General features: G+C 64.3%; 27 protein-coding genes. All 27 read right to left on the minus strand.

Going from position 1 to position 24,486, the window contains the following annotated elements:
* Positions 1-9 precede the first annotated feature (9 nt).
* Complete coding sequence (gene flgD / locus AC1D1L_RS03265; RefSeq protein WP_477338798.1) at positions 10-417, minus strand: flagellar hook assembly protein FlgD; 408 nt, start codon at positions 415-417, stop codon at positions 10-12.
* A complete protein-coding gene (gene flbT, locus AC1D1L_RS03270) occupies positions 417-860 on the minus strand; it encodes a flagellar biosynthesis repressor FlbT (protein WP_477338800.1) in 444 nt (147 codons plus the stop codon). The genes flgD and flbT overlap by 1 nt, the downstream gene beginning before the upstream one ends.
* Positions 857-1,204, minus strand: coding sequence for a flagellar biosynthesis regulator FlaF (gene flaF / locus AC1D1L_RS03275; protein ID WP_192254454.1), 348 nt, complete (start codon positions 1,202-1,204; stop codon positions 857-859). The genes flbT and flaF overlap by 4 nt, the downstream gene beginning before the upstream one ends.
* A gap of 30 nt (positions 1,205-1,234) precedes the next feature.
* Complete coding sequence (locus AC1D1L_RS03280) at positions 1,235-2,278, minus strand: flagellar hook-associated family protein (RefSeq protein WP_477338802.1); 1,044 nt, start codon at positions 2,276-2,278, stop codon at positions 1,235-1,237.
* Between the two features lie 3 nt (positions 2,279-2,281).
* Positions 2,282-3,736, minus strand: a complete 1,455-nt coding sequence (gene flgK / locus AC1D1L_RS03285; protein ID WP_477338804.1) for a flagellar hook-associated protein FlgK — start codon at positions 3,734-3,736, stop codon at positions 2,282-2,284.
* A gap of 176 nt (positions 3,737-3,912) precedes the next feature.
* Positions 3,913-5,166: a flagellar hook protein FlgE gene (locus tag AC1D1L_RS03290; RefSeq protein WP_352586310.1), complete on the minus strand. Its 1,254-nt coding sequence runs from the start codon at positions 5,164-5,166 to the stop codon at positions 3,913-3,915.
* A 79-nt stretch (positions 5,167-5,245) separates the two neighbouring features.
* Positions 5,246-5,914 (minus strand): response regulator transcription factor, encoded by a 669-nt coding sequence (locus tag AC1D1L_RS03295; protein WP_112559323.1) that lies wholly within the window; start codon positions 5,912-5,914, stop codon positions 5,246-5,248.
* A gap of 220 nt (positions 5,915-6,134) precedes the next feature.
* Positions 6,135-6,722: a transglycosylase SLT domain-containing protein gene (locus AC1D1L_RS03300; RefSeq protein WP_477339728.1), complete on the minus strand. Its 588-nt coding sequence runs from the start codon at positions 6,720-6,722 to the stop codon at positions 6,135-6,137.
* Entirely contained in the window at positions 6,655-8,052 is a 1,398-nt protein-coding gene (gene fliK / locus AC1D1L_RS03305) for a flagellar hook-length control protein FliK (protein ID WP_477338806.1), read from the minus strand. The genes AC1D1L_RS03300 and fliK overlap by 68 nt, the downstream gene beginning before the upstream one ends.
* Positions 8,049-9,476 (minus strand): chemotaxis protein MotC, encoded by a 1,428-nt coding sequence (locus tag AC1D1L_RS03310; RefSeq protein WP_477338808.1) that lies wholly within the window; start codon positions 9,474-9,476, stop codon positions 8,049-8,051. Before AC1D1L_RS03310 ends, fliK begins: the two co-directional genes overlap by 4 nt.
* Complete coding sequence (locus tag AC1D1L_RS03315; protein ID WP_477338810.1) at positions 9,473-10,831, minus strand: MotB family protein; 1,359 nt, start codon at positions 10,829-10,831, stop codon at positions 9,473-9,475. The genes AC1D1L_RS03310 and AC1D1L_RS03315 overlap by 4 nt, the downstream gene beginning before the upstream one ends.
* Before the next feature lie 13 nt (positions 10,832-10,844).
* Positions 10,845-11,471, minus strand: coding sequence for a hypothetical protein (locus AC1D1L_RS03320; protein WP_477338812.1), 627 nt, complete (start codon positions 11,469-11,471; stop codon positions 10,845-10,847).
* Positions 11,472-11,474: 3 nt separating this feature from the next.
* On the minus strand, positions 11,475-13,115 hold the full coding sequence (gene fliF, locus AC1D1L_RS03325) for a flagellar basal-body MS-ring/collar protein FliF (RefSeq protein ID WP_477338814.1): 1,641 nt from the start codon (positions 13,113-13,115) through the stop codon (positions 11,475-11,477).
* A 193-nt stretch (positions 13,116-13,308) separates the two neighbouring features.
* A complete protein-coding gene (locus tag AC1D1L_RS03330; RefSeq protein WP_477338816.1) occupies positions 13,309-14,193 on the minus strand; it encodes a flagellin N-terminal helical domain-containing protein in 885 nt (294 codons plus the stop codon).
* 282 nt (positions 14,194-14,475) lie between these two features.
* Positions 14,476-15,360, minus strand: a complete 885-nt coding sequence (locus tag AC1D1L_RS03335) for a flagellin N-terminal helical domain-containing protein (RefSeq protein WP_477338818.1) — start codon at positions 15,358-15,360, stop codon at positions 14,476-14,478.
* A 213-nt stretch (positions 15,361-15,573) separates the two neighbouring features.
* A complete protein-coding gene (fliP, locus tag AC1D1L_RS03340; RefSeq protein ID WP_477338820.1) occupies positions 15,574-16,305 on the minus strand; it encodes a flagellar type III secretion system pore protein FliP in 732 nt (243 codons plus the stop codon).
* Positions 16,302-16,802, minus strand: coding sequence for a flagellar basal body-associated FliL family protein (locus tag AC1D1L_RS03345; RefSeq protein ID WP_477338822.1), 501 nt, complete (start codon positions 16,800-16,802; stop codon positions 16,302-16,304). The genes fliP and AC1D1L_RS03345 overlap by 4 nt, the downstream gene beginning before the upstream one ends.
* Before the next feature lie 17 nt (positions 16,803-16,819).
* Positions 16,820-17,524 carry a flagellar basal body L-ring protein FlgH gene (gene flgH / locus AC1D1L_RS03350; RefSeq protein WP_477338824.1) on the minus strand — a complete coding sequence of 235 codons (705 nt, stop codon included), beginning with the start codon at positions 17,522-17,524 and terminating at the stop codon, positions 16,820-16,822.
* Complete coding sequence (locus AC1D1L_RS03355; RefSeq protein ID WP_477338826.1) at positions 17,521-18,096, minus strand: MotE family protein; 576 nt, start codon at positions 18,094-18,096, stop codon at positions 17,521-17,523. Before AC1D1L_RS03355 ends, flgH begins: the two co-directional genes overlap by 4 nt.
* Positions 18,097-18,099: 3 nt before the next feature.
* The gene (locus tag AC1D1L_RS03360; RefSeq protein WP_477338828.1) at positions 18,100-19,341 is read right to left on the minus strand and encodes a flagellar basal body P-ring protein FlgI; all 1,242 of its coding nucleotides are present in this window, start codon (positions 19,339-19,341) and stop codon (positions 18,100-18,102) included.
* Complete coding sequence (flgA, locus tag AC1D1L_RS03365) at positions 19,338-19,853, minus strand: flagellar basal body P-ring formation chaperone FlgA (RefSeq protein ID WP_477338829.1); 516 nt, start codon at positions 19,851-19,853, stop codon at positions 19,338-19,340. Before flgA ends, AC1D1L_RS03360 begins: the two co-directional genes overlap by 4 nt.
* A gap of 6 nt (positions 19,854-19,859) precedes the next feature.
* Positions 19,860-20,648, minus strand: a complete 789-nt coding sequence (flgG, locus tag AC1D1L_RS03370) for a flagellar basal-body rod protein FlgG (protein ID WP_112559336.1) — start codon at positions 20,646-20,648, stop codon at positions 19,860-19,862.
* Between the two features lie 11 nt (positions 20,649-20,659).
* A complete protein-coding gene (gene fliE / locus AC1D1L_RS03375; protein ID WP_203278535.1) occupies positions 20,660-20,995 on the minus strand; it encodes a flagellar hook-basal body complex protein FliE in 336 nt (111 codons plus the stop codon).
* Positions 20,995-21,411, minus strand: a complete 417-nt coding sequence (flgC, locus tag AC1D1L_RS03380; RefSeq protein WP_142865957.1) for a flagellar basal body rod protein FlgC — start codon at positions 21,409-21,411, stop codon at positions 20,995-20,997. The genes fliE and flgC overlap by 1 nt, the downstream gene beginning before the upstream one ends.
* 2 nt (positions 21,412-21,413) lie before the next feature.
* Positions 21,414-21,794 (minus strand): flagellar basal body rod protein FlgB, encoded by a 381-nt coding sequence (flgB, locus tag AC1D1L_RS03385; protein ID WP_477338832.1) that lies wholly within the window; start codon positions 21,792-21,794, stop codon positions 21,414-21,416.
* 91 nt (positions 21,795-21,885) lie between these two features.
* Positions 21,886-23,076: a hypothetical protein gene (locus AC1D1L_RS03390; protein WP_477338834.1), complete on the minus strand. Its 1,191-nt coding sequence runs from the start codon at positions 23,074-23,076 to the stop codon at positions 21,886-21,888.
* Positions 23,063-24,484: a flagellar protein export ATPase FliI gene (gene fliI, locus AC1D1L_RS03395; protein ID WP_477338836.1), complete on the minus strand. Its 1,422-nt coding sequence runs from the start codon at positions 24,482-24,484 to the stop codon at positions 23,063-23,065. Before fliI ends, AC1D1L_RS03390 begins: the two co-directional genes overlap by 14 nt.
* Between the last annotated feature and the right edge of the window lie 2 nt (positions 24,485-24,486).

Raw genomic sequence — 24,486 nt, forward strand, 5'->3', positions numbered from 1 at the left:
GGAACCGGTCTAGCTGGCCGGCTTTATCGAAACGCCCGCGCCGACCGGCACTTCGGTGCCGTTCTGCAGCACTGCGATCAGGCCGTTGCTGGCAAGCTTGACGGAGGCGACGACGCCCGTCGTCTTGCCGTCGGCGGAGGTGATCGAGCGGCCGATCAGGGCGTCCGCCTGCGACAGCGCCGAAGACTGCATGATCTGATCGAGCTTGGTGTTGGTCTGCACCGATTGCTCGACCTGCGAGAAGGTGGCCAACTGGGCGACATACTGCGTCGAATCCATCGGCTTCGTCGGATCCTGGTTCTTCATCTCGGCGATCAGCAGCTTCAGGAACGACTGGTAGTCGACCGCTGTCTTCGACGTCTGCTGGGTGCCCTGGTTGGCGCCCGTCGGTACTGTCGTCGTCATGTCCACATTCATCAGTATTGTGCTCCCACGGCCAGCGGGCGTTGCGCGCCCTGAACATCGTCATTGCCGCCAAGCGCGCGGCGTTCGAGCGGATAAAGCGCACGGATCGCCTTCAGCGCTTCATAGATATGGTCTTCGCCGACCATGCGGTCGATCTGCTTCAGCGCGCCGTTGATCTGCTCGTCCTCAAAGCTTGCCAAAAGCAGAGGCAGCGAGCGGCGAAACATTGCGCGTGCCTCGATGGCGCCGGCCGGGTTCATCAGCATGACCTGCAGGATGAAGTAGAGCTGCTTCAGCGGTGTCGAGGCGTCTTCGGCCTGGATGACATGGTTCTCGAGCAGGAACTGGACATCGTTCATCAGCTCGACCGTGACCTTGCGGTCGACGCGGATGACGGCGCCGTTGATGTAGATCTTCTCGTTCGGCTTCAGCGATATCTTCAGCGTGTTGGTCATTGAATGCCGTCCCGGATGATCTGGGACACTTCGATCAGGCCTTCGAAATTGTCGGTGCGGCCCTGGCGGATGTCCTCGGCCTCGCGTAGCAGCCACAGGCCGATGGAGATGAGGTTGGCGCGCAGTTCCTTGGGCAGGACATTGTCGCTGGAGCCGAGATCCTCGACGAAGGTGGTCCAGACCCGGTTGGTGAAGTGCAGCGCCTCGACCGCTTCCATCGAAGTGTGGCCGACTGCCGCCGCCGCCGACAACATTTCGATCGAGCGGGTCAAAAGCTGCCGCTCGCGATCCTTGGCGTCGGTGACGGAGTCGGTCTGGATGTCGGCGTAGGAGAATTGGTACATCGTTTGGCTCTACCGTTGCGGTTGAGATTGTCAGGTCAGGTAGTTCAGCAGGCTCATCTGCTGCAGGCGTGCAGTCAGCGCGAAGGACGTTTCGATATGCTGCGTCAGATCCGCGACGCGGGTGGCGGCCTCGGCCGGATCGACGCCTTCCAGATCGAGGATATGCCGTTCGAACAGATCGACCTGCGTCTTCATGCGATCGCTGGCGTCGGACACGCGCTTTTCGGCAAGGCCGGTCTCGGCCTGCAGTTGGCCGAGCCCGCCCAGCGCCTCGCCGACCATCGCCTGGGCGCGGCCGACGACGGTGGTCTTCGCGGCCTGGCTGATGTTGCCGGAGAGCAGGCTTGTGACCATGGCGGAAGCCATGGCGAGTTTGCGGATGCTGTCGTCATTGGCGCTGGCCGAGGTCTGCGTGGTTTCGCCGAGCGAAATGCGGCTGACGATCTGCTGGTCCGTGGCATTCGACCAGTTGGCCTGCCAACCCGCGCCCATGAACTGCGGCACGACATTGCTGGTGATGAAGCTGTCCATCTGGGCGGCGGTGATGTTGGCGGCGAGCGGGTCGGTCTGCGTGAAGCCGAAATAGGACAAGAAGGAAGCGTCGAACGCAGCCTTGGCCGGTGAGCCGGTGGCGGTGAAGTCGTCGACCGGCTTGACGTCGGTGTTGGTGCCGGCAAACAGATATTCGCCGTTGACGCTGGCGTTGAGGATCGAGGTCATCTGCTGCACGGCGGCCTTGCCGGCTTGCTGTGTGATGGTGCTCGAGGAATTGCCGGCGGCGGTCAACGCGGTCAGCAAATTCTGTGCCGTGTCGGAAAGCTGGCCAAGCGCATCCTGCGTCGAGGAAAGCCGGGCGGTGACCAGCGAATTGGAATCGATGATGACGTTCAGCCGGTCGAGATCGCGCGAGAAGGTCACCGCCTGCGAGGTGCGCGCGCCGAGCGCCAGGCCGACATCGGCGACGGTGCCGGTCGTCGATTCCTTGGTGGCTTTGACCAGTTCGGCCTGCATGCGCATCTGCTGATAGCGCGCGGCGTTAGAGAGAGCGGCTGAGGAGACGGATGTGGCTTTCATGGCTTATCCCACGGCATCGAGCAGGGACGACAGCATGTCGTCGACGGTTTTCATCATGCGCGCCGAGGCCTGATAGGTGTGTTCGAGGTCGAGCAGCAGCGACATCTCCTGGTCGACATTGACGCCGGTGTCGTTGGACAGCGCCTCGGCGGTGCGCGATGCCAGCGCTTCCTTGGCATCGGCGTTGGTCGAGGCCTGCTGGCGCTGGCCTTCGAACCAGCCAATGGCATTGGCGGCGTAGTCGGACACGCTGGAGGTGACGGTGATGCCGGCCGAAGGGTCGAAAGGCATCGGCTTGTCGAGCTTGTCGCCATAGCCGATCAAAAGCTGCGAATAGGAGGCGTTGCCGTCGGTGTTGGCGATATAGGCGGCGCCATTGGCGCCACCGTCGCGCAACAGAACCGGATTGCCGCCGACGCTCGGATCCATTGCGGCGTTGACCTTGATCGAGCCGGCAAGGCCGTCGATCAGCGTGCCGGCGGCTGGAATGGCGGGTGCACCAGACCAGGTGAACAGGCCGGTTCGGTCGGGCTGCGAAGGTGCTGTCTCGGCAAAGGCGGTGATGAGGCCGCGCGCGACCTCGTCGAGCTGGCTCTGCATGGTCGCGGCGACGCCGTCGCGCAAGGTGATCAGCCCGGCCAGCTTGCCGTCGGCGCTGGCGTTGCCGCCGGTGCCGGCGCTGACCGGCACATTGTCGATGTAGATGGTGTTGCCGGGCGTGCCGGCGGTGTAGCCCGCCGACGGCGTGAAACTGACGGAGCGCGGAATGGTCTCGAACAGCGTCGTGCCGTCCTTGGTGGTGATGACCATGTCGTTGTCGCCGCGCGTGAAGGTCGACACCGGCACATAGTCAGCGATCTTCTTCAAAAGGGCGTCGCGCTGGTCGAGCGCGTCGGACGCGTCCGTGCCCGAACGGGTTGCGGAGATGACCGCCTTGTTGGCATCCTGGAATTGGCTGAGCAGCGATTTGAGATCGTCGACGGCCGTCGATATCTCGCCATCGGCCTGGGTGCGGAAATCCTGGATCGCGTCGGTGCCGTCGTTCAGCGCGCGCACCACCTGCTGGGCCGCGTCGATGACGCTGGAACCGAGGTTCTGGTTGGATGGCGTGGAGGCGTAAAGCTGCAGCGCGTTCTGCAGATTGCCGATCGCGGTCGAGGCAGAGGAGGCGTTGTCGACGCCGTTGACGGCAACGGCGAGGCGGTCAATGCCGCTATAAAGCGTGCTCTGGCCGCTCCAGGCCGATTGCGCGCTGAGGTTCTGGCGAAACAGCAGGGCGTTGGCGGCGCGCTGGATCTCCACCGAGCGGGCGCCGGGCGCGCTGCTGACGACGACCGCGGTGCGGCGGGCGTAGTCGGGATTGCTAGCGTCGGCAATATTACGGGAAAGGACGCTGGTCTGCTTCGACGTGGTCTGAAGCGACTGTTGGGCTATGGTCAATGCGGAAGTCAGCGACATGCGGGTCTTTCACGAGGCCAGTGGGGAGGGGATGACGTTTCTGCCCTGTCGGCGGCGTCAGCGTTCGAAAACCTCCAATTCCAAACCACACCAGCCGGTTTGCCGGTGTGGCCTTGAATTCGAAATCCGCGCACCGCGCTGCTCCGGTTTGGGTTCATCCCACTAGCGCCCGTCGTTTATCTCTTCAGGTTGACAAGGACGTCCATGAGGTCGGAACCGGTCTGGAATACTTTCGAGTTTGCGGTGTAGCTGCGCTGCGCCGCGATCATGTTGGTCAGTTCCTCGGCGATATCGACGTTGGAATTTTCCAACGCGCCGGAGATGATGCTGCCGAGCTTGCCTTCATTGGCAAAGCCGATGCGCACAGTGCCGGAGTCTGTGGATTGCGCATAGACGTTGCCAGGCAGTGCGGTGAGGTTGTCGGCGCTCTGGACGTCGGCCAACGGGATCTTGAACAGCGGCTTGGTCGAACCGTCCTGATACTGGGCGTAGATGACGCCGTCCTCGCCGATCTGGATCTTTTCGATCGTGCTGGGAGCGTTGCCGTTGACCTTCGCTTCGGAGACGGTGAAGCCGGTGCCGAGCTGGGTCAGCTTGGACAGATCGAGATCGAGCGACGCACCGCCCGGTACGGGTATCGTAATTGAGTCGACGGCGCCGGTGAGCTTGCCTGTGGTGGTGTCGAATGTCAGGTTGGCCGAGGCCAGCGCACCGCCCGTATAGGGGAAGGACGTGCCGGGCGTAGCCTTGGATTGGTCGAACACCGAAACCGACCAGGTGCCGGTGCCGGTGTTGGTGAAATAGACGTCGAGCAGCTTTTTGTTGCCGAGATTGTCGTAGGTGACGATCGAGGATTTCGACGTGTACTCTGCCGTCGCGCTGTTGGTGGACGGCAGCGGACCGGCGGGCGGGGTGGCGCCCGCGGGCAGATTGGCGTTGAAGTTGCCCGAGGTGCTGGGCGTCGCCGTCATTTCCTGGTCGGAAATCTCGACAGGAACCAGCCCTTCGAAGCCGTTGGCGGTGGCGGCAGGTGTGCCGTTGGCGTAGCTGTAGGCCATCAACTGGTAGCCGGCGGCGTTGACCAGCCTGCCCTGGGCGTCGGGAACGAAAGCGCCGGCGCGGGTGAGGAAAGGCGTTCCGCTTGGGTCCTGGACGACAAAGAAACCGTTGCCGTTGACCGCCAGGTCGGAGACCGAGGTTGTGTACTGAAGCACGCCTTGGGCGCTGATGGCCGAGCGGATGGTGGTGTTGACGCCGCCAGAATTATAGGCGCCACCGACCTGCGGCATGATCAGCGTCGAAAACTCGGCCGAGGATCGCTTGTAGCCGGTGGTGTCGGAATTGGCGATGTTGTCGGCTGTCGTCGACAGGCGATTGGCCTGTGCGTTCATCCCGGAAACGCCGGTCCGCATCATTCCGTAAAGGCTCATCGAAACGTCTCCTCAATGCCCATGTCTGTGGTCGCGAGGGTATAATTTCTGTCTTGCGCGAAGCTGGCGCAGACCGCCATCAGAACACCAGCCGGTAGCCGAGGAAGCGCTTGGAATCGATCGGGTCCTGGCCGAGCTTCTCGCGCAGTTTCTTGCGCAATTTGCTGATGTGGCTCTCGACCACGTTCTCCTCGACCTCTTCGTCGAAGATGCCGTAGATGGCGTTGAAGACCTGGGTCTTGGTGACACGGCGTCCGCGGTTGCTCGCCAGATATTCGAGGATGCGGCGTTCGCGGCGCGGCAGTGGCAGCGGCTGGCCATCGATCTCGGGATCGCGGCCGTCCATGAAGATGCGCATGGCGCCAATCTCGGTGTAGCTGACGTCCTCATGGGCGCGGCGGCGGATGGCGGTGATGCGGGCCAGGATCTCTCTGATATGAACCGGCTTGCGGATGACGTCGTCGACGCCGCTCTCGAACAGCCGCAGCGTATTTTCAAGCGAGTGCTGTTCGCTGAGCGCGATGACCGGAGCGCCGGTGCGGTCGCGGATCTGGCGTGGCGAGATGGCGCCTTCGCGGCAGTCGCCGATGAGGAAGGCGCGGACCGACTTCAAATCGGTGTCGGCAGCCGATGTCACCCACTCGCCGAATTCGCCAGGTGCGAAGCCCGCACAGGCGACCCCCTCGCGATCGAAAAGGGAGTTATACCCCTCAGTTACGAGCTCACGCTCGTCAACGATTACAATCATCGGCCCCGCCTCCGAATCAGATCATCTGCCCCGTGGGAAGAGGCGTAACCGGTGGCGGGAATCCTGAACAACCATCATTTCTTGTAGCTATTTTCTTGGGAGTTATTTCGGGTTTCGAAATAACAGCAGTCACGAAGTTGCATCGTTGGCAGCCGATACCGGGACGTGCCGGGGCACCGGCAGGTGGCGGCTTGCGCACATCTGCGAAAGGCGGATGCATCTATGGGTTGCAGAAGGCGCGGGCGTTCGGCGTCCATTTGCCGAAGCCGGTGGCGACCATGTTGGCTATGACGCGGCAGACATAGTATTTCTGCGCGGGATCATTGTCAGGGCCGGCGTGGTAGCGGGCGACGGCCATCGACCAACTGACATGACGGGCATGCAGGCTGGCCAGGAAGCTCGCCGCGTAGTCGACATTCTGGCGCGGGTCGAGCATGTCGTCGACACTGCGAAAATGCGATGCGTGATAGTGATGGTTGATCTGCATGCAGCCGAGGTCGATGAGCGTCTTTCCCTCGCGCCGAGCCGCTTCGAATGTCGCCAAGGCCTCGGCGCGGCTCTTCGGAAAGACGGCTTTTCCCTCTATATTCAAGGCATTAGGTTGAAGGCTGCCTTTCTTGCCGGTCTCGGTAAGTCCGACGGCATAGAGGATGCCGGCCGGCACGCCATAGCGATCGGCGGCGCGCAGGATCTCGGGCTCGCAAGGGTTAGTGGCGGCGTTGGCCGATCCAGTGCCGAGGCTAGATAAACATATCGTCGCCAGCACGCTCGCGAACAGGCGCTGCAGGGCGACCGAATTCCTGTGCATCGTCATTGCGATTTCTTCCCGACTGCTGGCCGCCCGAACCCGCATTGTTGCCGCTCGAGTTCCCGGGCTGAAAAGCAGACTGATCGCGGCCTTGCGGCATCGCCTGGGAGTTCGCTGCATCACTGCGCGCCGGAGCGTGGACTGCTATCGAGGGTTGCAGGATGGTGACCTTGTCGACATCGAAGCCGAGCCCGCGCAACGACTTCACTATAGCGTCGCTATCGGTGGTGAGGCGGCGGCAAGCCTCGTGGGTTTCGGGCTTCAATTCTATCGAAAGTTGTTCCCCGGCGAGCCTGAGACTGGCAGTGACCATGCCGAGTTCGGCCGGGTGAAGCTCGATCTTCAATATATGTGTCGGAACGGCAACAGAACCGGCCGTCTGGGCGGTCGTCGACGGCGTCGAAACTGCTTGCCGCAAGCCGTTGTCCGAATCGAGAGCGTCGATCAGAGCCGACGTCGTCTGGTTCATCGGGCTTTGCGCCGGCGCCGGGAAACTCTGCTCGGCGACAATGTCGACGCGCCCGGCGGACGGCGCCTGTTTTTCGGGTGTGGACGATGCAGTGGAATGGGCTCCATCGACGGCCTTCATCGACGGCGCAGATCGCTTTGCATCGGCGGCCGAATCGCCGCTTGCCGGCCCGTCCGCCGGCAGAGTTGGCGTCGCGCCATCCTGGTGCGGCAGCTTGCCGGACTGTGGTCCGATCGCGGCCAGCTTTTGCCCCTGATCCTGTGCGGAAACGTCGACTCCGGCCTTGGCCCGTTCGGAAAGCGGCGGTGTGTCGAGGCTGTTGCCGGGGCCGGATGCCGCGCGGAATTTCTTCAACGACGGAGGCGGCGTCTGCGCAGAAACGGTCTCGCCGTCGAGCGCCGGTTGCTCAGTCTGTTCATTCGTAGCAGGCCCGTTCCCGCTCGCTCTGGCCGCCGAGAAACGGCTGATGTCATGCAGCGCTATCAGCAACGGCAGATGGTCCTGAAGGGTGAGGGTGTCTGTGCCTTGTCCGGTCGCCTCGGCGTCGGCGGACGCTTTGTCCGGATCGCCGTCGACATGGTCCTTTGCGACTTTCCCGACAACCGGTTTGGGAGCCGTCTTGCCCGTCTCCGCGTGTGCAGTCTCGCCCTTGACGGGGCCGGCCGCGCTGCGCCGGGTCCAACGTGGCTCGTGCGGCGCGGCCTCGGTTGCTCCCTGGCCTTTCTGCGTCGGCGCATTGTCGTCGCCGCGCACCAGTTCACCGAAGCTTTTGTCGTCGCCCTTGGCGTTCGGCGCGGTCTGCTTCGATCCAGCGTGCACGGGTGCAAATCCCGGCAGGGCCTGGCCAACATTGGTGGTCATTTCGGGGCTGCTCCAAGCATCTGGTCGATCAAATCGAGCTGGCGACGCGTCTTGGCCATGGCGGCGTCGGTGGGATCGGCGGGCTCGGCCCCGGCTGCAGGTGCCGATGCCGGCACGACAGGCGCCGCATCGCTGGCGATGGCGACAGAAGGTGCTTGCGGCGCATTTGTTTCTGGCGTGCTCTGTGCCTGCGTGGCTGGCTCGCCTGGCGCCTTCGGGCTGTCGGTTGCGGCTGGTTCCCCGGATGCGGCAACGGCCGGCTGTTCCGGCATTGCGCCTTCGACCGGCGGCAGATCGGATCCATCGGTGTTTTCCGTAGCCGCGGTCTTGACCGGCTCCTGTTTGACCGCGGCAGGCGCGGGCTTGTCGGCAGGCAGCGGCGCCGGCGGCGCGATCACTTCGCCGGCCACGGCCTGCGCGGCGTCGAGCAGGTCGCGGTCGCTTTGCGAAAGCTGGCTGCGATCGATCTTGTCGAGCTTGGCGCGGACCTCGTCGATGGTGCCCGACGTTACCGTGGACAGGCTGGAATAGAGCTGGGCGCGCGGGTCGTCCTGGTTGTGGATGCCGTCGCGACCCTGTTCGGCCGTGGCCGAGGCAAAGGCGGAGAGATCGGCGAGGCCGTCGATCGCGGCGCGGCGGGCGATGCGCAGGTAGATCACCTTCTCGCGTTCTGGATCCATCATTGCAGTGATGTCGGCGAGCTTGTCCTGGCTGATCGCCATATGCAGCGTGATGACGCCGGAGACGAAGGCGTCGGCGAACTGGCTGGCATAGGGCGAATAGAGGTAGTCCTCGACATATTGGGTCGAGGCGAGCGCGAAGCGCGCGCCATCGCCTTGCGCGGCGGCGATGCCGACCGAGCGGCGCAGCGCTGCTTCCTCGACCAGCGTGCCGGGACTGAGCAGACGAGCGTCGTCGAGCAGGGCAAGTGCTGCGGCCGGTTGCTCGGTGGCAAGCAGTGAGCCTTTGACCAGCGCCAGGAAAGCACCGAGATCGGCGGGCAGCGTCATTGGATCGATCGGCTTCAGCGCCTCGATCGCGGCCGCCGGGCGGCCGTTCAGATAGTCGATAATGCCCTTGGCGATGGCCAGGCTTTGCGGGTCGGTCTTGGCGCGCGACATCGCCACCTCGACGGTGACGGGGTTGCCGCCGCTCATGCCATAGACCAGCAAGGCGCGAAAATTCTTCGGGTCGCTGAAATCGTCCGCGTTCGCCGCGCGCAGCCTTGTGTCGGTCATTTCGAGCAGCTTGGCCTGCATCGGCAGCGCGGCATGGTCGCCGGCGGCGATGCGGTCCTGGACCAGCTGCAGCGAGCGCACCAGCTGATAGGGCTGCAAGCCGTCCTCGGCAAAAGCTGCGGGCGAATGGACAGCGCTCAGCAGCAGCAGGCCGATGGCGCGGCCGATGATGGCGCCGCGTCTCATCCGTCGGTCGCCATCAGGATCTCGATGCGGCGGTTGGCGGCAGCCATCGGGTCGGCTGCAATTTTCGGCTCGCGGTCGGCGAAGCCGGCGACCTCGGTGATACGGCGCTCGTCGACGCCGCCGCGCACCAGCATGTAATAGGCGGAATGGGCGCGCGCCGTGGACAGCCGCCAATTGTCGTAAGTGTCGCTGCGGAACGGCCGCGCATCGGTGTGGCCGTTGATGCTGATCGTGCCTTTCTGCTCGTTGACGATGCGGCCGATCTTTTCCATCGCCAGCACCAGTTCACGGCGCGGCACTGCCGAGCCGATCTCGAACATGCCGAAATCGAACTGGTCGGTGATCGAGATGACGACGCCCTTGTCGGTGGCCTCGACGGAGACGCCGTCGTGCAATTTGTCGCCTGGCTTGAAGGCCTCGGCCAGTTCCTGCTTGACCTGTGCCGCGGCCTTGACGGCGGCGGCACTCGGCGCCTTTTCCGCGGCTTCGGGCTTGGGTGCGGTTTGTGCGGCGGCTTCGGCCTTTGCCTCCTCCGCCTTTTTCGCTTCGGCCTTTGCGGCTTCAGCCTTGGCCTCTGCCTTGGCTTCAGCTTTGCTCAGCGGCTTGTCGGATGCGGGCTTCGCCGGCGGCTCGAGCGGGGCCGCGGTCACTGGTGGCGCCGGCGGCACGGCCTTCACTTCAGCCACTTGCGTCTGTGCCGCCTTGTCGCCGGGCTTGAGCGGATCGCCTTCGATCTTGCTGCGTTCGGCGGTGGCTTCGGCACCGGGTGCCGCCACCTGCTGCGACCAGAAATCCGGTGCGAACGGGTCGCGGTAGGATTGGCCGCCCGATGCGCCGGTGGCCGGGCCGGACGCCTGCGCGCCGCCATCGCCCTTCTCGCTGACATTCTGCATGACGCCGGTATCGGTGGCGATTTCCGACAGCACCGCATAGGGGTCGGCAAACAGATGCTCGTCGGAAAGATCGGTCTTTGGCGCCGATTCCTTCGGCTGTTTCTTGTCCGAGGTGCCTGCGCCGCCGATGCCGTCCTGTCCGGCCTTGCTGGTCTTGTCCTTCGGGTCGTCAGCCGTCAGCCCAACCTTGCTCGGGCCATCGCCGAGGTCTTCGAGGCCCTTGCGGCTGGCGTTGCGGTCGACCAGCTTGACCGGGTTGAAATAGCTGGCGACGGCGGCCTTGGTCTGCTCGTTGGCGGCATTGATCAGCCACATGACGAGGAAGAAGCACATCATGGCGGTCATGAAATCGGCAAAGGCGATCTTCCAGACGCCGCCATGATGGGCGTCGTCGTGGTCGTCGTGGTTGCGCCGCACGATGATGATTTCGTGCCTGGGTTCTGCAGCGTCGGCAACGCTCATGACAAGTCCCCGTTCATGAGAGGGCCTCGGACAAGGCGGAAGACCATTCGGCGATGCGGGTTTCGAACACCGCCTCGTCAATGGCGACGGTGAGGTCGAAGCCGGGCGCCTCGATGAAATCGAGATTGGCCGCGCGTGGGCCAAGCGAAGCCTTCAGCGTCTCGAATAGCGACAGCGGCCCGCGCACGGCGATGCGCACCGCTTCGCTGTCGCCGACGGCTTCGCGGATCGTGCCCGCAAGGGCTTCCAGCGAGCGCTTCTGGAGATCGTCGCTGACGATGCCGCCAATGATGCGGGCGACGGTGGCGCCGACAAGTTCGCTGACCTTTGCCTCCATGGCGTCGATACGGGCAGTGACGGCCGCGCCAAGGTCACCGCCGAAGCCTTCCAGGAAAACCCTCGCTTCGTCGGCGCTCGCCTGACGCTCCGCTTCGAGCGCGGCCTGATGTGCCACGGCAAGGCGCGCCTCGAGCGCCGCTTCGGCATCGACGACCGCTTCGGCGATCAGCGCGCCGATGTCGGCCTGCGGCGCCGGCGTCTCCGGCTTTGGCTCGGCCTTGGTCGCGAGCGGCGGCTGGCCGGCGCGCTGGGTGCGTGCGCCGAAATCCGGCAAAAGGTCGAAAAGCGCTGCCGAGACCATGGTCTACACCGTTGCTTCCTGGGCGGCCCATTTGCGCAAGATCTGCGCGGTGCGCTCCTCGTTGAGATCGACCATGCGGGCGAGCCGCTCCTGCGGCGCCGGCCTGATCTTCTGGCGAAGATCGTCGAGCGGGGTCGGGCCGGGGCGGCTGCCCGGCAAGGCAGCCGGCGCGGGTTCGGCACTTGCCGTTTCGGGTGTCGGCAGCGAACGCTGGACATCGTCGAAGCTCGGACCGGCAAGTGCGGGCGTCGGCCGCGCGGTCAGCGCGGTGGCCATCGGCCTCAGGCCGAAGAAGGCGACCAGGAACACCACGACGATGAAAGCGCCGGCATTGATCATCGTGCCGGCATGGGTTCCGATCGATGCCATTATGCCGGGCTGCTCGATCGGCTCGCCGTCCAGCCCGTCGATGAACTCGACCGCCGAGACATCGATGATATCGCCGCGCTTGTCGTCGAAGCCGGTGGCCGAGGCCACCATCTTCTGGATGTCGGCGACGCGCTTGGCGATCTGCTCGGGGGTGGCGTCCTTGCCGAGGATGGTCATCAGCCGCTGCTGGTTGACGACGACGGCGATCGACATTTTGGTGACGGAATAACCGTTGGAGACGGTGGCGATCTTCTTGGAGTTGATCTCGTAATTGGTGATCTCCTCCTTGCGGTCGTTGGCCGATGTCGTCTGCGGGCCGTCGGTACTGGTCGCCTGGGTCTCGGGCAGGTTCTGCTCGACGCTGGCCGGGGTCGAGGCCTGCCGCTGGTTGCTGTTTTCGTTGGCACGCACCGACTGCACCGAACGCTCGACGCGCGACTCCGGATCGAAGATCGTCTCTTCGGTCTGGCGGGTGTCGGTGTTGACGTCGGCCTTGACGCTGGCGCGGAAATTGTCGGGGCCGAGATAGGGCGTCAGTGCGCGGCGAATGTTGTCGCCGATCTGCGCCTCAACAGTCTGCTCGACGCCGAGCGTGCGGGCAGCACTGGTGTTGGAGGGGTCGTCGCCGGCGGCCAACAGATTACCGTTGGAATCGAGCACGGTGACCTTGTCGGCCGACAGGCCGGGCACGGCGGCGGCAACGAGATGGCGGATCGACATGGCGCTCTTTTCGGCGTCGATGCCGGAATAACGGATGACCACCGAGGCCGAGGGCTGCTGTTCGTCGCGGCGGAAGTTGGCGCGCTCGGACATGACGATGTGGACGCGTGCCGCCTTGATGCCCGCGATCGACTGGATGGTGCGTGCGATCTCGCCCTCGAGCGCGCGCACGCGGGTGATCTGCTGCATGAAGGAGGTCAGGCCGAGCGACCCAACATTGTCGAACAGTTCGTAGCCGGCGTTGGCGCTGGTCGGCAGCCCCTTTTCGGCAAGCAGCATGCGCGCCTGCGCGGTGGTGCCGGCCGGTACCAGCACGGAGGTGCCGTCGGAGCCGACGTCGAAGCCGATGCCGGCCTCGCCGAGCACCAGGCCGATCTGGTTCACGTCGGAACGATCGAGCCCGACATAGAGCGTCTCATAGGCGGGGCGGTTGAGATAGACCGAGCCGATGCCGATGACGGCCATGACCAGCGCGGCGATGCCGGCCAGCATGGCGAGGCGCCTGACGCCAAATGCCCTGAGATTCGAGATGATGCTCTGGATCTGTTGCGGCACGATTCAAGCGCTCCCAGCATGATATCCGTGGGAACACTAGACCGCGAAGCTTGTGCGAAGATGATAAAGCATGTCGCCCGGAAGTGTGCAGCGGTTCCGGGCCAACGACATGCATCAAATACAGCCGCAAAGCGAAAGGGCCGCGCCGTTGGCGCGGCCCTTCAATTCGAAGGCAAGGAAAACCGGGTCAGGCCTATTGCTTGAACAGCGCCAGGATCGACTGCGAGTTGCCGTTGGCGATCGACAGCGACTGGATGCCGAGCTGCTGCTGGACCTGGAGGGCCTGCAGCCGCGTCGATTCCTTGTTCATGTCGGCGTCGACCAGAGCGCCGACGCCCTTGTCGATGGAGTCTGACAGGTTCGACAGGAAGCTCTTCTGGGTGTCGATGCGCGACTTGGCGGCGCCGAGATAGGCGGCGCCCGTGGACAGTTTGGCCAGCGCCGTTTCAACAGCGCCGAGTGCAGTGTCGATGGCAGCCGGGAGGACCTGGGTGGTGCTCGGATCGAAGAAGGTCGCAGCCAGCAGGCCGCCGACGATGCCGCCCGTGCCGGCGAGATCGAGAACCTGCGTATCGGAAGCCTTGACGTCGATGGTGTCAATGGCGACGGTCGTGCCGGTGCGGTTGTAGGAAGCGACGATCTTCAGGTCGGAGGCTGCGGTAGCATCGTTCTGCAGCAGGTTCGAGCCGGCATAGGAGGCGTTGGTGACCGACGACTTGATCTGGTCCTGGATGGCCTTGATTTCGGTCGCGATCTTCTGCTGGTCGTCCTTCGAGGCGCTGCGTGCGGTAACCAGCTTGGCCTTGATCAGGTCGACCTGGTCCTTGATGTCGGTGATGGCGGTGTAGGCGGTGTCGACCTTGCCGGCGCCGAGGCCGAGCGCGTCCTGAACGGCCGAAAGCGCCTTGTTGTCGGACTTCATCGTGGTCGCGATCGACCAGTAGGCGGCGTTGTCGCTGGCGGTGGCGACGCGGTAGCCGGTCGAAATGCGCGATTGAGTCATTTCGAGTTGCTTGTTGGTGTTGTTCAAGCTCTGCAGCGCGGTCAGCGCCGAAGCGTTGGTCATGATGCTTGCCAAGATATCTACCCCTTTTCAAAAACTGGCGTGTCCCGTACACGCCGGATCAACTTCATCAGGGGGTAGGCATAAGCCCATCGACCGTCTGGTCTGCCCGCCATGGTATGGTTAACCATGACTAGCGGGATATGGTTAATGGCCTGTTAAAACAAGCCAATCCGGGCGTTGGCCAAAAGCAAAATCGGCCGCCATCCAAAGAGAAAATCAACAGCCACAAAAAAGAGATCGGGCCGCGCTGTTGGCGCGGCCCGATCGGATCTTGTCAGTCGTAAAGTCGAGAGATCAGCCGCGGAAGAGCGACAGGATCGACTGCGAGTTGCCGTTGGCGATCGACAGCGCCTGGATGCCGAGCTGCTGCTGGACCTGGAGAGCCTGCAGACGGGTCGATTCCTTGTTCATGTCGGCGTCGACCAGAGCGCCGACGCCCTTGTCGATCGAGTCCGACAGGTTCGACAGGAAGCTCTTCTGGGTGTCGATGCGCGACTTGGCGGCGCCGAGCGAGGCAGCGCCGGTGGACAGCTTGGCGAGCGCCGTTTCAACGGTGCCGAGCGCCGTGTCGATTGCGGTGGCGGCAACCGCCGTGGTGCTCGGATCGAAGAAAGCCGTGGCGAGCAGGCCGCCAACGATGCCGCCCGTGCCGGCGACGTCGAGAACCTGCGTGTCGGCAGCCTTGACGTCGATGGTGTCGATGGTGACGGTCGCGCCGGTACGGTTGTAGGAAGCGACGATCTTCAGGTCGGAGGCGGCGGCGCCGTCGGTCTGCAGCAGGTTCGAGCCGGCGAAGTTGGCGTTGGTCACCGACGACTTGATCTGCGCCTGGATGGCGTTGATTTCGGTCGCGATCTTCTGCTGGTCTTCCTTCGAGGCGCCGCGAGCGGTGACGAGCTTGGACTTGATCAGGTCGACCTGGTCCTTGATGTCGTTGATGGCGGTGTAGGCGGTGTCAACCTTGCCGGCGCCGAGGCCGAGCGAATCCTGAACCGACGAAAGCGCCTTGTTGTCGGACTTCATCGAGGTCGCGATCGACCAGTAAGCGGCGTTGTCGGAAGCGGTGGCGACGCGGTAGCCGGTCGAAATGCGGGCCTGCGTCTGCTCGAGGGATTTGTTGGTGCTGTTCAGGCTCTGCAGCGCGGTCAGCGCCGCGGCGTTCGTCATGATACTGGACATGGCTACTCGTACCTTGATTTTTACAGGGTGTTTTTTTGCATACCGGCTTTTCCGGTATGACGGAGCGGCATCATGCCAATGATCGTGAAACCCGATCACCCGCCATCTGCGAGCAATATGCGGGCAAGTCCCTACCAAAGGGCTAAACGGGACGGTTAACCGGAAATATATTGCGTAAACTTTTAGCCGGGAGCCACGCAGGGTCGCGTGCGGTCAGGTGAAGGATCGCACCAGGCTGCCGACCAGCAGGTTCCAGCCGTCGATGAGGACGAAGAACAGGATCTTGAAGGGTAGCGAAACGACGGTCGGCGGCAGCATCATCATGCCCATGGCCATGGTGATGGTGGCGACGATCAGATCGATGACGAGGAACGGCAGCACGACCAGGAAACCGATCTCGAAACCGCGGCGGATTTCGGAGATCATGAAGGCCGGCACCAGAATGCGCAGGTCGACGGTTTCCTTGGCAACCACCTGGCCGCGTTCGCGGGCGAGATCGGCGAACAGGTCGAAATCCTTGTCGCGGACATTGTGCAGCATGAAGGTGCGGAACGGGTCCGAGATCTTCTCGAACGCCTCGGTCTGGCTGATCTGGTTGTCCATCAGCGGCTTGACGCCGGTGTTCCAGGCCTGGTCGAAGGTCGGTGCCATGACATAGAAGGTCATGAACAGCGACAATGAGATCAGGATCAGATTGGCCGGCGTCGACTGCAGGCCGATGCCGGCGCGCAGGATCGAGAAGGCGATGACGAAGCGGGTGAAGCTCGTCACCATGATCAACAGGCCCGGCGCCACCGACAGCACGGTGAGCAGGCCGAACATTTGGATGATATAGCCGACGGTGGCGCCGTCGGCCTTGCCGATGCCGCCGAGGTCGAGCTGCTGGGCAGCGGCGACAGAAGTGGCAGCAACGACGATCGCGGCGGCGAGGATGAGTTTTCTCATTCGAGCAGCAATGTCCTGATCAGAATCTGTTTGGCATGGCCACCGCTGCGGATCGCTGCGCGCTCCTCGAGGTCGGCTTTCAAATGCTGGTAGCCGCTGGCGCCTTCGATCTGATGCATCTTCAGGGTGCGGACCATGGCCAGCAGGTCCTGGTGAATGCTCTCAGTGAGCTCCGGCGGCTGCGGCGCATCGTAGACCACCGAGGCTTCCAGCCTTATCCAGATATCGGCCGGCGCGGCCAGATTGGTGGTGATCGGCGCCAGCTGCACGAGCATCGGCCCGGTGCCCGGCGCATGTTCGGCGGCCGGGCTCGGCTGCTCGGCGTTGGACTGGTTCTCGGGTGCGGCCGGCACCGGCACCGGTCCGCCGACGCCCTTCAGGTAGCCGCCGGAGACCCAGCCCATGCCGATGGCAGCGCCCGTCACCGCCAAAAGCATCGCCAGCTGGATGACAAGCGATGGGCCCTTTTTGGGCTGGACCTGTTCGACATTTGCCACGGCGCCGTTCTCCTGACCTAGAAGGGGAGGACTTGGTCGAGGATCTGCTGACCGTAAGCCGGCTGCTGGACTTCGCTGACGCGGCCGCGGCCGCCATAGGAGATGCGCGCCTCGGCGATGCGTTCGTAGGAGATGGTGTTTTCGGCACCGATGTCTGAGGGGCGCACCATGCCGGCAATGGTCAGCACCCTGAGCTCGTAATTGACGCGCACTTCCTGCGAGCCGCGGATCATCAGATTGCCGTTGGGCAGCACTTCGGTGACGACAGCGGCGACATTGAGTTCGAGGTTTTCCGAGCGCTTGATTTCGCCGTCGGCGTTGGTTTCAGTGCTGGAGCTCAAGCCGGCGTCGCCCTTGCCGCTGGTGCTGGCATCCTCCCATCCGAGTTTGACGTCATAGCCGAGCTTGCGCGCGGCGGTGCGGCTGCGGTCGTTCTGGTTCTTGAAGTTGGCCTTGTCGTTGAGCTTGATCCTGACGGTCAGGATGTCGCCGTCGCGCAGCGCGCGGGGATCGGTGAACAATCGGCTCTGCCGATCGTCCCATAGCGAGAATTTCTTGACCGGCGCCCGCGGCTCTTCCGGGTATGAATAGGGCGCATTGACGCTGCCGGTGATGCCGGTGCCGACCGGCGACAGCGCCGGCTCCCTGCCGATCTCCTTTGGGTCGACGGCGCAGCTGGACAGTGCTGCGGCGGCGACCAGGACGAGCAACTGCAACTTCATGACGGATCTACCCTTCGGGCCGCGCTGGCCATGATGCCGGTAAGCGTGGCCGCCGCCTTCTGGTCCATTTCATTGAGAATGACGCCGGCCTTGCGCGAATCGAGTTTCATCAGGATGGCGGCGGCCAGATCGGGGGTGACCATGGCAAGGCGCTCGGCCGCGGCATCCGGTTTCATGCCGGCATAAATCTTGACGACGCCGTCCTCGGCGCGGGCCAGAAAAACTTCGCGCCGCTTCAGCCATTGCTCGTATTCGGCGCGCTTCTCGTCCAGCGCCTTCATGCGCTGGTCGATGCCGGCCTGCAGTTGCTTCAGCTCTTCGGCCTGTAGCGAGTAGCGGCGGTCACGGGCGGCGTCGGCAATGTTGGAGCAGAAGCGCTGGATTTCGCTTTCGTCCGGCGCTTTCTCGCGAACCAGCTGCTGAGGTGCAGCGGGCGCCTGTGCGCCGGGCAAAACCTGCCGCACCGCTTCTTCGGCGCGAACGGGCATGACTGAGACAAGCGTGGCGATGGCGCAAGCTGCCAGGGCGGCGTTGCGGCGATGCTCTCGGGAAAGGAAATCCATCATCGGCATGGCCTATTGGAGAACCAGATCGGCCTGCAAAGCGCCGGCCGACTTGATGCCTTGCAGGATGGCAATGATGCCGTCCGGCTTGACGCCGAGACGGTTGAGGCCAGACACCAGCGTTTCGAGGTTCGGCCCGTCGAGCACGGCGACGCGGGCATCGGGCCGCGTGGCCTCGATGGTGGTGAAGGGTTCCTCAGCGGTCACGCCCTTGGAGAAAGGTTCGGGCTGGACGATTTTAGGCTGCTCGGTGATGCGCACGGTGAGCGTGCCGTGGCTGATCGCCACTCGCGAGATCTTGACCTCGTTGCCGATGACGATGGTGCCGGTGCGCTCGTCGATGACGACCCGCGCCGGTGTGTCGGATTCGACGACCAGGTTTTCGATCTCGGCGTAGAAGCGCGCCGCAGAAACATTCTTCGGTCGCCTGATCTGCACGGTACGCGCATCGCGCTCGGCCGCCACGCGCATGCCGAAGCGCTGCGAGGTGTAGCCGTTGATGGCGTCGGCGATGCGAACGGCGGTGGAGAAATCCGGATTGCGCAGCTGCAAGGTGAGGAGCGACTGGTCTTCGAACTCGGCGCGCACCGTGCGCTCGATAATGGCGCCGTTGGGCACGCGGCCGGCCGTAGGCACGCCTTGCGTCAGCTTTTCTGCGTCGCCCTGGGCGGTGAAGCCGGAAACGATGACCGAGCCTTGCCCGACCGCGTAGATTTCGCCGTCGGCCGCCTTCAGGGGCGTCATCACCAGCGTGCCGCCGGCAAGCGAGGTGGCGTCGCCCATGGAGGAGACGTCGATATCGATGCGGGCGCCCGACTGGACATAGGGCGGCATGTTGGCGGTGACGATGACGGCGGCTACGTTCTTGGCCCGCGCGCTGCCGCCTTCCGTGGCGATGCCGAGATTTTCCAGCATGGCGCGGATCGACTGTTCGGTGAAGGGCGAATTGCGCAGGCTGTCGCCCGATCCGGCGAGGCCGATGACGAGGCCGTAGCCGACGAGCTGGTTGTCGCGCGAGGCCTGCAGCTGCGCGATGTCCTTGATGCGCGATGCGACCTGGCCGGGGGGCAGCGAGCTTGGGCCGTTGGACACCCTGAACATGCGGCTGGTGGTGGCCGGGTCGTATTCGGGGTCGACAAAGACGCCGCCATTCTGGCCGGCAAGGTCGCGCTTTTGCTTCGGCGTAAGCCCGTCGGCCAGCGCCGGCTGCAGGCCAAGAATGGCCGCGAGCAGAAGGGCAGGTCCGCGTCTCATGAAGCGCTGACCCGGATGGTGCCGTCAGCCATCACCGTGCCGGAAAAGATCTTGCCGCTGTCGGTGTTGCGGACCTTGATCAGATCGCCCGCAGCACCCGGCTGCAGCGACACCGCCGTGGCCGAAATGGTGAGGTCGCCGGCGATGAAATAGACCTGCACGGCAGCGCCCTGTTCGACCAGCCAGGCATCGCGGATGGCTGCGACCGGAATGTAGCGACCGGGCAGCAGCGTGCGCTTGGCGACCTTGCCCTGGAGTTCCTCGGCCTGCGTGGCGACCGCGTCCGGCCTGTGCTTGCCGGGCAGCAGCGTCACCGGCTTCAAGGCGCCGGTGTCGATCATCTCGCCGGGATAGATGACCCGATTGGGGATCAACACGACTTCGCCGGTTGTCTGGCTGCTGACGACTTGGGTGCTGATCTGCTCCTGTGCCAACGCCGGCATGCCGCCGGCCACCAGCGCGAGGATCAGCGCGGTGCGGCAAAGTGCTAAGCGGGAGGCCGGAGAGACCATCAAACCTTACCTGATGTTCTTGGACACGACCGAGGCCATGTCGTCGGCGGCCTGGATGACCTTTGAGTTCATCTCATAGGCGCGCTGCGCCGAGATCAGCTCGGTGATTTCCTTGACCGGATCGACGTTGGACGCCTCGAGATAGCCCTGCTCGACCGTGGCAAAGCCGGGATCGCCGGGCACGCCGACATTGGCCGGGCCGGAGGCCGGCGTTTCCTGGAACAGATTGTCGCCGAGCGGCGCGAGGCCCGCTTCGTTGGCGAAGTTGGCGAGCTGCAGTTGGCCGAGCAGCTGGAGATCGGTCTGGCCGTCGATGCGGGCAAAAACTTGGCCGGTCTTGTTGACGACGACCTCGATGGCATCGACGGGCACGGTGATCGCCGGGATGACATTGGCGCCGTCGACGGTCACCAGCTGGCCGGTGGCGTTGGTGTTGAAGGCGCCGGCGCGGCTGTAGAGCGTGCCGCCGTCGGCGCCCTCGATCTGGAACCAGCCGCGGCCGGTCAGCGCCATATCGAAACTGTTGCCGGTCGAGGTAAGCTCGCCCTGTGTATGGACGTTGCGCACCGCCGTCGTCTTGACGCCGAGGCCGATCGAGACGCCTTCCGGCACCAGCGAGGAATTGGAGCGGTTGGGCACGCCTTGCGTGCGGTCGACCTGGTAGAGCAGGTCGGAGAATTCGGCGCGCGCGCGCTTGTAGCCGGTGGTGTTGATGTTGGCGATGTTGTTGGCGATGACTTCCAGATTGGTCTGCTGGGCGTTCATGCCGGTCGCTGCAATGGCGAGTGCTTTCACGGCAAGTCTCCTCAGATGCCCATACGGCTGATTTCGAGATAGGCGGAGACGACCTTGTCGCGGATGGCGATCGTGGTCTGAAGGGCCTGCTGGGCGCTCATGACGGCGTCGACGACCTGGCGGGTATCGGCGTCGCCCTTGAGCGCCTGGATCGAGACCTGCTCGGCATTCTGCAAGGTGTTGACGGTCTTTGAAGCGGCCTGGCTCAGCGCCTCGGCGAAGGTGCCGCCGATCTCGCCGCCAGCCATTGGCGCCGTGGTGCCCTGAAACAGGTCGGTCGCGGCGTCAGTGCCGCCGATCTCCGGCTTCAGTGGAAGCGATCCGATACCGCCAATGCCGCTGATCATTACTGGTTCCTCATCAGGTCGATGGTCATGGAGATCAGATCACGCGCCTGCTTGATGACCTGAAGGTTGGCTTCGTAGGAACGGTTGGCTTCGCTCATGTCGGCCATCTCGACCAGCACGTTGACGTTGGGCATCTTGACGTAGCCCTTGTCGTCGGCGGCCTCGTTGCCGGGCTGGAATTCAACGGGAAAGTCGCTGGGGTCGCGGTCGATGGAGTTGACCTCGACCATCGTGCCGCCGGAGGCACGGTCGAGCTCGGAGACGAAGCTGATGGTCTTGCGGCGATAGGGGTCAGCGCCCGGCGTGTTGCCGGTCGACTGCGCGTTTGCAAGGTTTTCCGAGACCACGCGCAAACGATCCGACTGGGCGCCGAGGCCGGATGCGGCGATCTTGAGGGCTGCGGTGAGCGCGTCCATGGTCAGGTCTTAACCGCCATCATCATCATCGAATGGAAGGCCTTGACGATCGCCGTGTTGAGCTCGAAGGAGCGGCGGACCTCGCCGGCTTTCATCAGCTCGTTCTCGACCACCACGGTGTTCTTCGACGGCATGATGGCGCCGGTCGTCTCTTCGGGCTTGACCGTGAAGCCGGCATTGGGGGCGGCGGTGCCGAGATGCCCGGCCTGGGTGGCCGTCAGCGATACCGCCGTGCGGTCGAGCACCTTCTCGAACGGCTCGACGTCGCCGGCGGTGTAGCCCGGCGTGTTGACGTTGGCGATGTTGCCGGCAATGGCGGACTGACGCACGGACAGCCATTGCGACTGCTTGGCTGCAAGATCGAAAAGGTTGACGGGCTCCATGGGGATCTCCAGGCTGGTACGCACCAGACTAGGCCGCCAGTCTTGCGCGGACCTTGCGCGGGCCGGCCCGTGCCGCAGCTGGAGCGTGCGATTATTTGGAGAGTTCGATCACCTGGTCGGTGCTGGTGACCATGACCCATTTGCCGCCGCGCTGCTCGATCGACGAGACCACGCTGGAGTCGGGCAGCTTCGAGCCGCGCTGGACGATCCACAGGCCGGCGTCGTCCTCAATCATGGCGCGGCCATTGGCGACATGAACCATGCGGAACTTTGGGTCGGCCGGAAAGGGCTGCTCGTCTACGCCCGGAGCCCGTGTCTTGTCCTCGGGATCCTGCAGCGTGCCGGTGGCGAACAGGTCGACATCGGGTACATCGTTCGCCGTCAGCGGCTGGCCGGAATTTTCCATCTGGGAGCCACCGCTGACGCGACCGGCATTGGTGCCGCTGCCGCCGAACTTGATCGCCTGCACGCCGAACTGGTCCTGATTGAAGAAGATATACCAGGGAAACAGCGCGCAGATCAGGCCGAGCGTGATGCCGATCGCGGCAAAGACGATATCACTGCGGCGGTCAGCGTTCTTTTTCACCTTGGGAAACTGCGCCCTTGGCGGCTGCGGCCAGTCGACGTCGGGAAAGAGCCCGTCGAGAAGCGAGTCACGGCTAGCCGCGATCGCCTCGTTGAGTTCGGCATGCGGAGCCTTGGGCGGTGGCGGCTTGGCGAAAGCGGGCGGAGCAGGTCTGGCCACCTCGGGGAAGGCAGGCTTGCTGAGATCGCGCAGTGCAGGTTCGACTGTTCTGATCGATACGGGTTTGGTCTCGCCGGTTGGAGCAGGCTTGGCCATTTTGCGCGAGGCGGACTTGGCCGCTTTGCGCGACGCCGCCTTGGACGCGCTGCTCGAGATAAGTTTCGCGCTGCCCGATGCAAGCCTGGACACAGCGCGCAAGGCGGCCTTCGGTGCACCGACCAAGGCAAGCCTGAGCGCGCTGGGTGTGGATGGCTCGCCCATGCCGGGCAGGGCAAGGTTGGCTACGCTCGGCGAGGTAACCTCGGGCGAGCCGAGCAAGGCAGGTTCGGGCACGCTGCGCAACGCAGGCTGGACCAGTCTCGGCAAGGGTGGCTTGGCCGCCCTGGCCAATGCGGCCGCGGTTTTGGCTGCCTTGGCGCGATCAGCTTTCGCCTTGGCAGCCCTTGCTTCGTCAGCCCTGGCTTCTTCGGCGGCGGTGGCCTCGGCCAGCATCTCGCGCAAAAGCCGCTCGGTGTATTGGCGCTCAGTCTCCGGCATCGACACTTTGCTTGCCTTTCAGATGACGGGCGAGGTCGGAGAATGCGTCGCTCGAGGCGCGGTCCTTCGGCGACTGCGTCAGCGCTTCATAGATCAGCGGCACCTGGCGCACCGCAATGTCGAGTTCGGCATCGGCGCCGCCCTGGTAGGCGCCGAGCAGGCGGATGTCGCGCGTGTCCTCGAAGCGCGAGATCATCGACTTGAGCCTCGTCACCAGCATGCGCTGCTCGGGGCTCCATGCCTTGTCGGCGAGGCGCGAGATCGACGACAGCGGATTGACCGGCGGATAGCGGCCCTGTTCGGCTATCGTGCGGTCGAGCACGACATGGCCGTCGAGAATGCCGCGCACCGAATCGGCGACCGGGTCGTTGTGGTCGTCACCGTCAACCAGCACCGAGATGATGGCCGTGATGGATCCTTGTCCCTTAACCCCTGGGCCTTCAGCGCCGGGTCCAGCGCGTTCGAGCAGCTTCGGCAGGTCAGTGAAGACGGAAGCGGGATAGCCGCGCGCCACCGGCGGCTCGCCGGTGCCGGTCGCCACTTCGCGCAGCGCATGGGCAAAACGGGTGATCGAATCCAGCACCAGAAGCACACGGTGGCCCTGATCGCGAAAATGCTCGGCGACGCGCATGGCGGTGTCCGGCGCGCGCCGCCGCATCATGGCGCTCTCGTCGCTGGTGGCGACGACGGCGACCGTCTTTGCCATGCTTTGCGCGCCGATCGTGTCTTCGAGGAATTCGCGCACCTCGCGGCCGCGTTCGCCGATCAGCGCCACCACCACCGTATCGAAAGCATCGGCGCCGGCCAGCATGGCGAGCAGCGTTGACTTGCCGACGCCGGAACCGGCAAAGACGCCGAGGCGCTGGCCGAAGCAGAGCGGCGTGAAGATGTCGATGACCTTGACCCCGGTAGTGAAGGCGGTGCCGACACGCTGCCGCGCCATGGCGCCGGGCGTGGTGCCGTCGCCGCTTGCCGCCTCGCCGTTCCTGATCAGCGGCGGACCGCCATCAATGGCGCGGGTCAGCGCGTCGATGGCGCGTCCGCGCCAGGAAGCGTGTGGCGTCACCACCAGCGGACCGCGGCGAAACACGGCGTCGCCGATGCCGGCATCGGCGCTGCGTTCGAAAGGCGCGATGACCACCTCGTCGCGGCCGATCCTGACGATCTCGCCGCGGCGCGTGCCGGCTTGGCCGCGCTGCTCGACGAGGTCACCGAGCCTCGCGACTTCGGACAGGCCGCGCACCTTGTAGTGCGTCGGCGAAACCTCGGCGACGCGACCGCCGCGCCGCAGCAGAGTTTCGGTATCGTCGAACCGGCGCCAGATCCGCTCCAGCGCAGCCAGCCGGTTTTCCGGTGCTGCTTCCGGCTGCCGTTCAAGCGCACGTATCGATGATTGCGGGCTCGACATGC

This window comes from Mesorhizobium sp. P2_D6 (assembly GCF_056404315.1).

Excerpts from the sequence above, each read along its gene's own strand:
- flgD (WP_477338798.1), bottom strand. The coding sequence starts at position 417 with ATGAATGTGGACATGACGACGACAGTACCGACGGGCGCCAACCAGGGC.
- flbT (WP_477338800.1), bottom strand. The coding sequence starts at position 860 with ATGACCAACACGCTGAAGATATCGCTGAAGCCGAACGAGAAGATCTAC.
- flaF (WP_192254454.1), bottom strand. The coding sequence starts at position 1,204 with ATGTACCAATTCTCCTACGCCGACATCCAGACCGACTCCGTCACCGAC.
- AC1D1L_RS03280 (WP_477338802.1), bottom strand. The coding sequence starts at position 2,278 with ATGAAAGCCACATCCGTCTCCTCAGCCGCTCTCTCTAACGCCGCGCGC.
- flgK (WP_477338804.1), bottom strand. The coding sequence starts at position 3,736 with ATGTCGCTGACTTCCGCATTGACCATAGCCCAACAGTCGCTTCAGACC.
- AC1D1L_RS03290 (WP_352586310.1), bottom strand. The coding sequence starts at position 5,166 with ATGAGCCTTTACGGAATGATGCGGACCGGCGTTTCCGGGATGAACGCA.
- AC1D1L_RS03295 (WP_112559323.1), bottom strand. The coding sequence starts at position 5,914 with ATGATTGTAATCGTTGACGAGCGTGAGCTCGTAACTGAGGGGTATAAC.
- AC1D1L_RS03300 (WP_477339728.1), bottom strand. The coding sequence starts at position 6,722 with ATGCACAGGAATTCGGTCGCCCTGCAGCGCCTGTTCGCGAGCGTGCTG.
- fliK (WP_477338806.1), bottom strand. The coding sequence starts at position 8,052 with ATGACCACCAATGTTGGCCAGGCCCTGCCGGGATTTGCACCCGTGCAC.
- AC1D1L_RS03310 (WP_477338808.1), bottom strand. The coding sequence starts at position 9,476 with ATGAGACGCGGCGCCATCATCGGCCGCGCCATCGGCCTGCTGCTGCTG.
- AC1D1L_RS03315 (WP_477338810.1), bottom strand. The coding sequence starts at position 10,831 with ATGAGCGTTGCCGACGCTGCAGAACCCAGGCACGAAATCATCATCGTG.
- AC1D1L_RS03320 (WP_477338812.1), bottom strand. The coding sequence starts at position 11,471 with ATGGTCTCGGCAGCGCTTTTCGACCTTTTGCCGGATTTCGGCGCACGC.
- AC1D1L_RS03335 (WP_477338818.1), bottom strand. The coding sequence starts at position 15,360 with ATGTCCAGTATCATGACGAACGCCGCGGCGCTGACCGCGCTGCAGAGC.
- fliP (WP_477338820.1), bottom strand. The coding sequence starts at position 16,305 with ATGAGAAAACTCATCCTCGCCGCCGCGATCGTCGTTGCTGCCACTTCT.
- flgH (WP_477338824.1), bottom strand. The coding sequence starts at position 17,524 with ATGAAGTTGCAGTTGCTCGTCCTGGTCGCCGCCGCAGCACTGTCCAGC.
- AC1D1L_RS03355 (WP_477338826.1), bottom strand. The coding sequence starts at position 18,096 with ATGCCGATGATGGATTTCCTTTCCCGAGAGCATCGCCGCAACGCCGCC.
- AC1D1L_RS03360 (WP_477338828.1), bottom strand. The coding sequence starts at position 19,341 with ATGAGACGCGGACCTGCCCTTCTGCTCGCGGCCATTCTTGGCCTGCAG.
- flgA (WP_477338829.1), bottom strand. The coding sequence starts at position 19,853 with ATGGTCTCTCCGGCCTCCCGCTTAGCACTTTGCCGCACCGCGCTGATC.
- fliE (WP_203278535.1), bottom strand. The coding sequence starts at position 20,995 with ATGATCAGCGGCATTGGCGGTATCGGATCGCTTCCACTGAAGCCGGAG.
- flgC (WP_142865957.1), bottom strand. The coding sequence starts at position 21,411 with ATGGACGCGCTCACCGCAGCCCTCAAGATCGCCGCATCCGGCCTCGGC.
- flgB (WP_477338832.1), bottom strand. The coding sequence starts at position 21,794 with ATGGAGCCCGTCAACCTTTTCGATCTTGCAGCCAAGCAGTCGCAATGG.
- AC1D1L_RS03390 (WP_477338834.1), bottom strand. The coding sequence starts at position 23,076 with ATGCCGGAGACTGAGCGCCAATACACCGAGCGGCTTTTGCGCGAGATG.
- fliI (WP_477338836.1), bottom strand. The coding sequence starts at position 24,484 with ATGTCGAGCCCGCAATCATCGATACGTGCGCTTGAACGGCAGCCGGAA.